Origin of the sequence: Protofrankia sp. CiT1, assembly GCF_917627335.1 — a bacterium.
Taxonomy (GTDB): domain Bacteria; phylum Actinomycetota; class Actinomycetes; order Frankiales; family Frankiaceae; genus Protofrankia.
This window is the reverse complement of the sequence record NZ_CAKJTP010000122.1, coordinates 1,460-11,705: the sequence shown is the minus strand read 5'-3', so window position 1 is coordinate 11,705 and position 10,246 is coordinate 1,460. Positions and strand designations below refer to the sequence as shown.

The following is a 10,246-nucleotide window of genomic DNA, read 5'->3' as shown; positions in this document are numbered from 1 at the left end:
GGGTCAGTCGATGGACTCGGCGGTGACCCGGCCGGACTTCACGGCCTCGACGAGCGCGGCGTGGTCGCGCTCGTTCTGGTTGGCGTACGCTTCGGCGAACTCGGCAAGAGCCCGGTCGAACACGTCGCTGTTGCCAAGGTAGGAGGCGATGGCGATGCGGTCCCCGGACCTGGCATGCCCACGAGCCAGCGTCGCACCGCACAGGGCCGCGAACGACCGCATGTTCGCCGGGGGCATCTCGTCAACCGGCGCGATGCCCTTCCAGTCATACAGCTGGCGGACGTAGAAATCCCGCTGCCGGCCGTCCGGACCGGTCGCCCGGTGCCAACCGAGAAAAATGTCGCTGGCCGCCTGCATCAGCCGCTGCCCGGAAACAACGCGCTCGCCCTGGTTGGCGTACTCACTCGCCGGCAGATAGTCGGCGAGCACCGAGACGTCCGCCTCCTTCACCTGGAGAAAAAGCGGGTCCTGGTCATCGCGGCCGAGCATCAGGACGATCCAGCAACGGGTACCGACGCTGCCAACCCCGACGACCTTGCGGGCGACATCAACAAGATGGTATTGACTGAGCAGGACGCGACGGTCCGGTGACAGGGACACCCGGTACTGTCCAATCACCTCCGCCAGTTGTTCCGCGATTGCGTCACCCTCGACCCCGGGAAACAGGTCGGCGATCGGTACCAGCAACGGCGGGTCCGCCGCAATCCGGCGCTCACCATCACGGATCGTGGTCAGCTTCTCGAAGGCCCGCAGGCTGTCACGGCGCCGCGCCGCGCCCACCGTCCGCTCCACCCGCTTGCGCCGGGCCTTCGTGAGCCGATCCAGATACTCGGCCTCGAGCCGCTCGACGTCGACACGGGTGTACCAGACGGCGAGGTTGCCCATAGCCGCGAACCGGTGCATCCACTCCCGGTAGAAACGGACCATGGTTGTCACCACCGACCGGCTTTCGGCCCGGCTGAACCCGTTGTGCCGGCCCGCGATGACAAGGCTTGCCGCCAGCCGCTTGACGTCCCATTCCCAGGGGCCGGGCAGCGTCTCGTCAAAGTCGTTGATATCGAACATCAGGCGTCGCTCGGGTGACGCGAGAAGGCGGAAGTTCACCAGATGGGCATCACCGCAGAGCTGCACGGTTATCCCGGTCCGCGGTGTCCTGGAAAGGTCACCGGCCATGATGGCCGCCGCGCCCCGGTAGAACCGGAACGGCGACTCCATCATCCGGCCGTACCGGATCGGCACGAGTTCGGGCAGGCGGGTGGACGACTGTCGCTCGATCACGTCGATCGGGTCGGGTCGCCGTGATGACGGGGAGAACTCGGCATGGCTGGAGCGGGAAGCCGTGGCCCGCGCCGCCCGCCCGCGGGCGGCGCGGGCGTCCGGAGTCGCGAAACGACCGCCGACGTGCAGGGCACGGCGCCCGTTCGCGGATGGGGCAGGTTCTGTCAACGTGTTCATCGAGATCCTCTCCACGGGATGTCGGTCGCGGACAGAACCTGCCCCCGCGTCCTCATGACCAACCCGCCGGCAGCGCTGCCGGAGAGCTGATCGGCGCCGGCGGGCTGATCAGCGCCGCAGGAGAACCCCGTTCGGGCGGCTGGCCGTGAGGGTGACAGTGCCCGACCAGGTCAGGGAGCCGCCCGCCGGCATCATGTCGACGCCCAGCATGAACGCCCGGTCCACCCCGGTCACCGTGATCGTTGACCCGAGGTCGAGCACGCCGGTCCGCACTCGCGCCACTTCGATCGCCGCCACGTCGGCAAGGCGTGTCCCCGCGGGCAGTTCAACCGCGGTGGCCACGGCGCCGTCCCGGCGCAGCGACCAGCCCGTGATGAAATGGTCTGATCGGTAGAGGACTCCGGGGTTCTCCCGCAGCCGGACACCCACGGCCGCGCCGACCCAGCCGAGACCAGGGCCGGCCAGTCCTGTGGTGGTCTTACGGATCACGATGTACAGGTAGTTACGCGGGTCCGACAGCGCGGGCGTGTCCGGCGACGCCACCGGTTCGATCTTTCCCTCCCGCCGTACCTCGGCGGCACAGACCTGATAGGTCCAGGGAAAAGCGTCCATCATCCGCTCCCGGGCCTGCCCCGGCGCGGGTTCGCGGTCGGCGGCGAGCAGAAACCGCATACCGGCATCGACAACCACGTCGCACACCATGTTGTTGGTCGTACACGTCTGGAGCAGCGGATGCCCATGCTCGAAACGCCCGCGGAAAGGCAATGCCACGTGGCCCGGTCCCTGGTAAAAGGCGCTCCCCGGCACCGTGGACCCGCTTGCGTCGACCTCGACCCGGTAGACCCACTCGATGTCGGTCAACCGTCCCCAGAGCGCCTGCTGCGACGCGGCGTCGGCACCGTTGCCGCCGTCCTCGTTGCTCCACATGACGCTGTACTCCAGCACGGTGTGACCAGGCTCTACGGGCACAGCTCCGGCTGGCACGGTGCCGGCTGGCACGGTTGTCCGGGTGTGCCAGGCCAGGAGCGGGGTGTCGGTGTGGCTGTTCTGGAACCGGCCGCCACCGGCAGGCAGGGAGCGTCCGTACAGAACGGGGGCATGTGCCAGCGCGAGCGCGCCGGACACCGGTGTTGCCGGTGACACCGGTGTTGCCGCCTCCGGGGAGGGCGAGACCGACGCCGACAGCACTCGGAGCGTCACCGTCCGGGTGGCTGCCGCGGACGCGTCCGGGTCGAAGGCGAGCGTGAGCGTGTGGATACCGGCATGGACATAGCCAAGCTGGACGCGGCTTGTGATGTCCCGCGCGGACAGCACGACGATGTCGGTGGCGAGCTGACCGTCCACCGCCACCGACACCACCGCGGACTCGGCGCCCCGGGTCGCCCAGTCGGCACCGGGTGCCTGGGCGCTGACCTCCAGCAGGCCCTCACCACCGGTCCGTGCACGCAGCGTCAACGGGTAGGCGGGGCCCGCGCGCTCCAGCGTGATCGGAGTCCCCGGGGCGGCCGACGCGCCACCGGCCCCGCCGCCTCCCACCATGTCGGCCAGCAGGACGGCGGCAACCAACGGCGCCCGGCATGCCCGCCACATCCACCGCCCGTTCAACGCGGTTCGACGTGGTTCAACGCTGCTCGGGCCGCAGCGGAACAAGGGTGGGCGCGGGCGCGGAGGTACCGGGCGGCGCGGTGTCCACCAGCCGAACCGACGCCATCGCGGCGAGGAGGGCAAGCTGATCGGCCGGGGCCCGCACAACCGCCCCGTACAGGCAGGCGCAGGAGCCGCTCAGGGCCACCGCCTCGTCCTCGGCACGCTCCCGCGTGACGGCGTCAGCGGCGGTGCCAACACGGTACGCCGCGCTCTCAGCGGCCCGCGTGAACGCGGCCGGGATGTCACGAGCCGGGTCCCCGACATCGGTGGTCAGGATCGGCCCGTCAGGGGGAACCCGGAAGAACACCCGCACGGTGCGCAAGTCGCCGAGCAGGGCACGTGTCTGTTCCGGCGTCCGGTAGCCGGGGAAGCTGACGGCCGCATAGATGTCGGGCTGCTCGGGAGCGAGCGCCAGCACGGCGAGCCGCGCCTGGGCCGCGGCCAGATAACCGTCCGTCGACTCGGCCGGGCGCAGGGACGTCCGCACGCTGTCCGTCGCGACATCGACCCGTCCACCGGCCGGCCCCCGCCACAGCGCCGCGACCGCGCTCACCCCGATGACGCCGACCGCCCCCAGCGTCATAATCCGTGCGGTCCGCTCGAGCGCCAGCCTGCTGGCGACGCGACGCGCGCCGCCCACCCACGCGGCGGTCCCGGCATCGTCGGGGCAGGCCCGCGCGGGCTGCGCGGCGACCTGCCCGGCCAGGGCATCACCATCGCCGTCGCTATCGCCGGCACCGGCCGGCACCGGCCGGTCGGACCGCGCCCACAACGGGACGACCATGTCCCGCGTCCGGGCCGGCGCCCCGGCGCGGGCCGGCAGCCCAGCGCGGAGGTGCATCGCGCGCACGGCTACGGCATCAAAGACCCGGCGCACAACCGGGAGCGCGCGGTCATCCAGGCGGTCAAGCTGGTCCAGCACAGCCCGTGCCGCCCGCGCGGATCGGGCCGCCGCCCGCGCCACCCCGCGCCCGACAGGTCCGCGCTGAACCAGCGGACCCCGTACCGCCTGGCCCCCGACGGCAATCATGACTGCTGCCGGAGCAGGGACACCGCCCCCGCCAGATCGGCTGGATCAGGGCTGGTGAACGTCATCCACCGCCCGTCCCTGGGATGGGCGAAGGACAGCCGAGCGGCATGCAGCCACTGCCGGGCCAGCCCAAGCCTGCTGGCGAGAACCGGGTCAGCGCCGTAAGAAAGATCACCAACGCAGGGATGCCGCAAGGCCGACATGTGCACGCGGATCTGGTGGGTCCGGCCCGTCTCAAGGCGCACCGACAGCAGGGACGCGGCCCGGAAGGCCTCGTCGGTGTCGTAGTGGGTGACGCTTGGCTTCCCATCGGCAACCACAGCGAAAAGGCCCGGCTTGCGCGGATGACGGTCAATCGGTGCGTCCACCGTGCCACTGGACGGATCAGGATGTCCCTGCACCAGAGCACGATAGATCTTCTCCACCTCCCGCTCCCGGAAGGCGCGCTTCAACACGGTGTAGGCGTGCTCACTTTTCGCGACAACCATGACTCCCGTGGTGCCGACGTCCAAGCGGTGGACGATGCCCTGACGTTCGGCAGCACCGCTGGTCGCAATGCTGTAGCCAGCGGCGGCGAGGCCGCCGATCACGGTCGGCCCGCCGAAGCCGGGAGCCGGATGGGCGGCCACGCCCACCGGCTTGCTCACCACGACGATGTCACCATCATCATGGATCACCTCGAGGCCGGGCACCGGGGTCGCCTCCAGCTGGACCGGTCGCGGCGCCGCCGGCAGTTCGACGTCAAGCCACGCGCCGCCGGTCACCCGATCGGACCGGCCCCGCACCGTCCCGTTGACGCTGGCGTAGCCGGCATCAACAAGCGCGGCCGCGGCCGTCCGGGATAACCCGAACATCCGAGCGATGGCCGCGTCCAGCCGCAGGCCGTCCAACCCGTCAGGCACCGGCAGGGCGCGTCTGTCCCCTCCGCCCACTAACGGGCCCCCGCTGCCGCTCACTTCTCGCTTTCACCGGTCAGGTCACGTGCTTCCGTCGTACGCTGCCCGTCGACGCCGACACCCCGCGCCCCGAGGATGACCGCGAGGATCCCGCCGATCACGATCGCCGAGTCCGCGATGTTGAAAACCGGCCAGTGGTGCAGGTGGATCCAGTCCACAACATGCCCGCGCAGCGGGGCCGGTGCCCGGAAGACCCGGTCGCTGAGGTTACCGAGCGCGCCGCCGAGCAGGAGCCCGAGAACCACCGCCCACGGTGTGGACTTCAAGGTCCGGGCGGTCCGCACAATGACCACGACGACCGCGACGGCCACCAGGCTGAACAGCACGGTCGCACCGCCGGCGAGGCTGAACGCGGCCCCGGGGTTGCGGGTGAGCCGAAGGTCGAGCACACCGGGGATCAGATCGATCGGCGCCCGGTCCGACATATGCGCCACCGCGACAATTTTCGTGATCGCGTCTGTGGTGACGACCACGAGACCCGCGCCTACCAGCGTGGCCACCGCCCGAGCCGACCGCGTGGCCGCCCGCGCCGCATCCCCGGCCACCGCCGCTGGTGGCCCGTCCCGCGACCCGGCAGTCCCACTCTCACCGGTGGCTGACGTCTCCTGCACCTGGCCTACTCTACGGCCAGGCCACACCATGGCTGGATCACCCCACGGCCAGACCCGCACCACCGCCGCCAGCCAGCCAACCACTGGCCGTCTTCCCGTCGCCGGGTGAGCAGAACCTGATGGTGTGGTGCGCGAGCCTGCCGAAGCTTCCCCCTCATTTCCCGGCTCCCCCGACAGACCGGAGCCGGGCTTCGGCCGCACCGTACAGGACCGCTACCGGCGGTTCCCCTTCCCCAGCAAGCCGCGGGACGAGTGACGAGTGACGACACCTCAGTGCCGGTGCCTCGAGCCGGCCCGAGGCGCCGACGGACAGAACGGGCCATAATCGCCTCTCGGTTCGAAGACTCCCGGGGACCAGGACAGGGTGAGCGAGTGAACGGCGAGTGAGTAGAGTGGCGAACGCCTTCGACGCCTTATGGGGCATCGCGCAGACGGCGGCTGACCGCTGGTGGCAGCTGGCCTCCGGCCGGACACTGCACTGGATCGGGATCATCCTGGGCGTCGCCGTGGCGCTCAGCATCGCCGGGCATGTGGACCGGTGGATCGAGCGCGGGCGGTTCCACATCACCCTGCGACTGAACGGTTACCGCAGCCACGGCGAGTACGTGGGCGGCCCCGAGTGGCGGGCCAGGCGGCGGCGGTGGCTCACCGAAACCGGCAAGCGTCCGTGCCACATCTGCGGGAAGCCGTGGCGCGACGGTCCGTCCGGCGTCGGCTACCACGCACACCACGTCGACTATTTCCGCGCCGGCTCGGGGCATGAGTCCAACCGGGACCTGGTGCCCATCTGCCACCACTGCCACACCCGCGTCCACAAGGTCGACCGCTACCGGGGGCCGCTCGGGACCCGCGCGCTCGGGCTGTCGCTGCGGCGCTGTACCGGTCTGATCCGCGCTGTCTACTGGCCGGTGCGGGCGCTGCGCGGTGGCTCCGGAAGCACCCACGCGCCCGTGGCCCGCCGGCCGATCCGCCGGCCACGGCGCCGGGCCGTCCCCCGCGCGCAGGTACCCGGCCAGGACGGCACGAACCAGCGCACCGGCCACCACACCGGCCGTCCCCATCGTCCGACGAGTGCGGGTAGGTGATGGTGGGATCCCGCCGTCCACTACGCTGGTCGTAGCGGACGGCGATGACGGGACGAGTAGCGGCGGGCGCAGCCAGGGACGGCCGGTGACGGGTGTCCAGCGAACCGGGGACGGTGGAAGCCCGGCGGCCAGCGCGTCGTGAAGATCACCCTTGAGCTGCCGGAAGAACAGGGTGTCACCCGCCCTCAGTAGATCCGGTACCGCGTGTGAAGAGTGGTCGTCCAGGCTGCCGCGTACCGGCGTCCTGAACGGCAAGGAGGGTGGTACCGCGGTACCACCGCGCCCCGGTGAGATGCCGGGTACCGCGGGGTGTCGTCCCTCCGTTGGAGCTTGATCCCCGACGGAGACCTGCGATGCCCAGCCACGGAACACCCGCCCACGAAATGCCCGCTCACACGATGCCGGCCTTCCCCGCGCTGCCGACCCAGGTTGACCTGCCCGCCCTCGAGCGTGATGTCCTCGAGCGCTGGAAGGACCTGAAGGTCTTCGAGCGTTCACTGGCCGCGACCGCGGACGGGCCACAGTGGATCTTCTATGAGGGTCCGCCCACCGCCAACGGCAAGCCCGGCACCCACCACGTCGAAGCCCGGGTCTTCAAGGACCTGTTCCCCCGCTACCGGACGATGCGTGGCTTCCACGTCCCGCGCCGCGCCGGCTGGGACTGCCACGGCCTGCCGGTGGAGCTCGCCGTGGAAAAGGAGCTGGGCTTCACCAGCAAGAGCGACATCGAGGCCTTCGGGATCGCCGCGTTCAACGCCCGCTGCCGCGAGTCGGTGCTGCGCCACGTCGCGGACTTCTCCCGGATGACCGAGCGCATGGGCTACTGGTGTGATCTGGACAACGCCTACCGGACGATGGACACCCCCTACATCGAGAGCGTCTGGTGGTCCCTCAAGCAGATCTTTGACAAGGGCCTGCTCGTCGAGGACCACCGGGTCACGCCGTACTGCCCGCGCGACGAGACCCCCCTGTCCGACCACGAGGTCTCCCAGGGATACGCCGACGTGGTCGATCCCTCGGTGTACGTCCGCTTCCCGGTGACCTCCGGCCCGCTCAGTGACGCCGGGGTGAGCCTGCTCGTCTGGACGACCACCCCATGGACGCTGGTGTCCAACACCGCGGTCGCCGCGCATCCCGACGTCACCTATGTCGTCGCCCGGACGGCGGCTGGCGGGCGCGACGGTGAGCTGGTGCTGGTGGCCGAGCCGCTGCTCGGTTCCGCGGTGGGCGCGGACGCCGAGGTCATCCGGACTCTTCGGGGAAGCGATCTCGCTGGCGTGACCTACGCCCGGCCGTTCGAACTGCTGCCGATGACGGATTTCAGCGGCGGGCCCGCGCATGCGGTGGTGCTCGCCGACTACGTCACCACGACCGACGGCACCGGGCTGGTGCACCAGGCCCCGGCCTTCGGCGCCGAGGACCTCGCCGTCGCCCGCGCCTACGGCCTGCCCGTGGTCAACCCGGTGGGCCGGGACGGCCGGTTCCTCGCCGGCACCCCGCTGGTCGGCGGGGTGTTCTTCAAGGACGCGGACGCGGCCCTCATCGACGATCTGCGCTCGCGTGGGGTGCTGTGGCGGGCCGAGGACTACACCCACAGCTATCCGCACTGCTGGCGCTGCCACACGCCGCTGATCTACTATCCGCTGCCGTCCTGGTACATCCGGACCACCGCGATCGCTGACCGGCTGCTGGCGGAGAACGAACGCACCGACTGGCACCCCGAACGGATCAAGAACGGGCGGTTCGGCGAATGGCTGCGTGGCAACGTCGACTGGGCGCTGTCGCGCAGCCGCTACTGGGGCACGCCGCTGCCGGTCTGGCGCTGCACGGCCGATCCGGCCCACCTGACCTGCGTCGGATCGCTGCTGGAACTGTCCGGCCTGGCCGGGCGTGACCTGTCCGCGCTCGACCCGCACCGGCCGTTCGTCGATGACGTGACGATCACCTGCCCGGCCTGCGCGGCGGTGGCGCGGCGGGTACCGGAAGTGATCGACGTCTGGTACGACAGCGGAGCGATGCCGTTCGCCCAGTGGGGAGCCCCGCACCGCAACGGCGAACAGTTCGAGGGCCAGTACCCGGCGCAGTACATCTGCGAGGCCATCGACCAGACCCGTGGCTGGTTCTACACGCTGATGGCCGTGGGGACGCTGGTGTTCGACCGCTCCGCCTACGAGACCGTGCTGTGCCTGGGCCTGCTGCTCGACGCCGACGGCCGCAAGATGAGCAAGCACATCGGTAACGTGCTGGACCCGTTCGAGCTGTTCGACCGGCACGGCGCGGACGCGGTGCGCTGGCTGATGCTCGCGGCCGGGTCCCCCTGGGCGGACCGCCGGGTCGGTCATGAGGCCCTTGAGGACATCGTCCGCAAGGTGCTGCTGACCTACTGGAACACCGCGTCGTTCCTCGTCCTCTACGCCAATGCCGGCGGCTGGGCACCAGGCCGTGCTCCCGCGTCCGACCCGCGGACGCGCCCCGTGCTCGACCGCTGGGTGCTCTCGGAACTGCACGCGGCCATCACGGAGGTCACCGAGGCGCTGGACGCGTTCGACTCGCTGCGGGCCGGCCGATGCCTGGCCCGCTTCATCGACGACCTGTCCAACTGGTACGTGCGGCGCTCCCGGCGGCGCTTCTGGGAGGCCGATCCGGACGCCCTGGACACCCTCTACACCTGCCTGGACGGCCTGACCCGGCTGATGGCCCCGTTCACGCCGTTCCTGACCGACGCGCTGTGGTCGAAGCTGGTCGTCGGCGTCCGGCCGCAGGCCCCGGACTCGGTCCATCTGGCCGACTGGCCGCGGGCCGCGGATGATCTCGTGGACACCCGGCTGGCAGCCCAGATGGACCTCGTCCGCCGCCTTGTCGAGCTCGGCCGGGCAGCCAGAGCGAGCAGCGGTGTGCGCACGCGCCAGCCGCTGGCACGCGCGGTCGTGGCGGCGCCCGAGTTCGCCGGGCTGCCCGCGGACCTGCGCGCCCAGATCGCCGACGAGCTCAACGTTGCCGCCGTCGAGGGCGCCACCGCCGACGTGGTCGACGTGACCGTGAAGCCGAACTTCCGGGCGCTGGGCCGCCGGTTCGGCAAGCGGACCCCGCTGGTCGCGGCGGCCATCGCGACCGCCGGCCCGCCCGTGCACGGCCGCCTCACCGTCGAGGTGGACGGGGATCGGCTCGACCTCGACGGCGATGATCTGATCATCACCGAAACGCCCCGGGAGGGATGGGCTGTGACATCGGAGTCAGGCCTGTCCGTCGCTCTCGATCTGGAGATCACTCCCGCGCTGCGGCGCGCCGGCATCGCCCGGGACGTGGTGCGGGTCCTCCAGGACGCCCGCAAGACCTCCGGCCTGGATATCACCGACCGCGTCGACATCCGCTGGTCGGCGGACACCCCGGCTACGGCGCAGGCCCTGCTGGAGCACGGCTCCGCCGTGGCCGCCGAGGTCCTCGCCGTGAGCTTCACGCGGG

Annotated in this window: 7 protein-coding genes; 2 read left to right on the top strand and 5 right to left on the bottom strand. The window is 70.8% G+C overall.

Translation table 11 applies throughout. The annotated features are described in order from the left end of the window. Positions 1-3: 3 nt before the first annotated feature. The 5 genes from MJ785_RS16645 to lspA form a co-directional block, all read right to left on the bottom strand. On the bottom strand, positions 4-1,455 hold the full coding sequence (locus tag MJ785_RS16645) for a DUF2252 domain-containing protein (RefSeq protein ID WP_239372900.1): 1,452 nt from the start codon (positions 1,453-1,455) through the stop codon (positions 4-6). Positions 1,456-1,563: 108 nt separating this feature from the next. Continuing rightward, positions 1,564-3,045 carry a hypothetical protein gene (locus MJ785_RS16640; protein ID WP_239381665.1) on the bottom strand — a complete coding sequence of 494 codons (1,482 nt, stop codon included), beginning with the start codon at positions 3,043-3,045 and terminating at the stop codon, positions 1,564-1,566. A gap of 31 nt (positions 3,046-3,076) precedes the next feature. Next, positions 3,077-4,132, bottom strand: coding sequence for a hypothetical protein (locus MJ785_RS16635; RefSeq protein WP_239381663.1), 1,056 nt, complete (start codon positions 4,130-4,132; stop codon positions 3,077-3,079). Further along, positions 4,129-5,034, bottom strand: a complete 906-nt coding sequence (locus MJ785_RS16630) for an RluA family pseudouridine synthase (protein ID WP_370651714.1) — start codon at positions 5,032-5,034, stop codon at positions 4,129-4,131. The genes MJ785_RS16635 and MJ785_RS16630 overlap by 4 nt, the downstream gene beginning before the upstream one ends. Before the next feature lie 50 nt (positions 5,035-5,084). Then, positions 5,085-5,699 (bottom strand): signal peptidase II, encoded by a 615-nt coding sequence (lspA, locus tag MJ785_RS16625; RefSeq protein WP_308194852.1) that lies wholly within the window; start codon positions 5,697-5,699, stop codon positions 5,085-5,087. Between the two features lie 383 nt (positions 5,700-6,082). On the opposite strand from lspA, the gene MJ785_RS16620 reads away from it, so the two are divergent. Together MJ785_RS16620 and ileS are read left to right on the top strand one after the other, a co-directional pair. Then, positions 6,083-6,784, top strand: coding sequence for an HNH endonuclease (locus tag MJ785_RS16620; protein WP_239312361.1), 702 nt, complete (start codon positions 6,083-6,085; stop codon positions 6,782-6,784). 353 nt (positions 6,785-7,137) lie between these two features. Then, positions 7,138-10,246: isoleucine--tRNA ligase (gene ileS, locus MJ785_RS16615; RefSeq protein ID WP_370652967.1), on the top strand; the 3,109-nt coding region annotated here is incomplete at its 3' end.

What these genes read in the sequence shown, in the direction of transcription:
- MJ785_RS16645 (WP_239372900.1), bottom strand. Translation starts at nt 1,455, where the DNA reads ATGAACACGTTGACAGAACCTGCCCCATCCGCGAACGGGCGCCGTGCC.
- MJ785_RS16640 (WP_239381665.1), bottom strand. Translation starts at nt 3,045, where the DNA reads ATGTGGCGGGCATGCCGGGCGCCGTTGGTTGCCGCCGTCCTGCTGGCC.
- MJ785_RS16635 (WP_239381663.1), bottom strand. Translation starts at nt 4,132, where the DNA reads ATGATTGCCGTCGGGGGCCAGGCGGTACGGGGTCCGCTGGTTCAGCGC.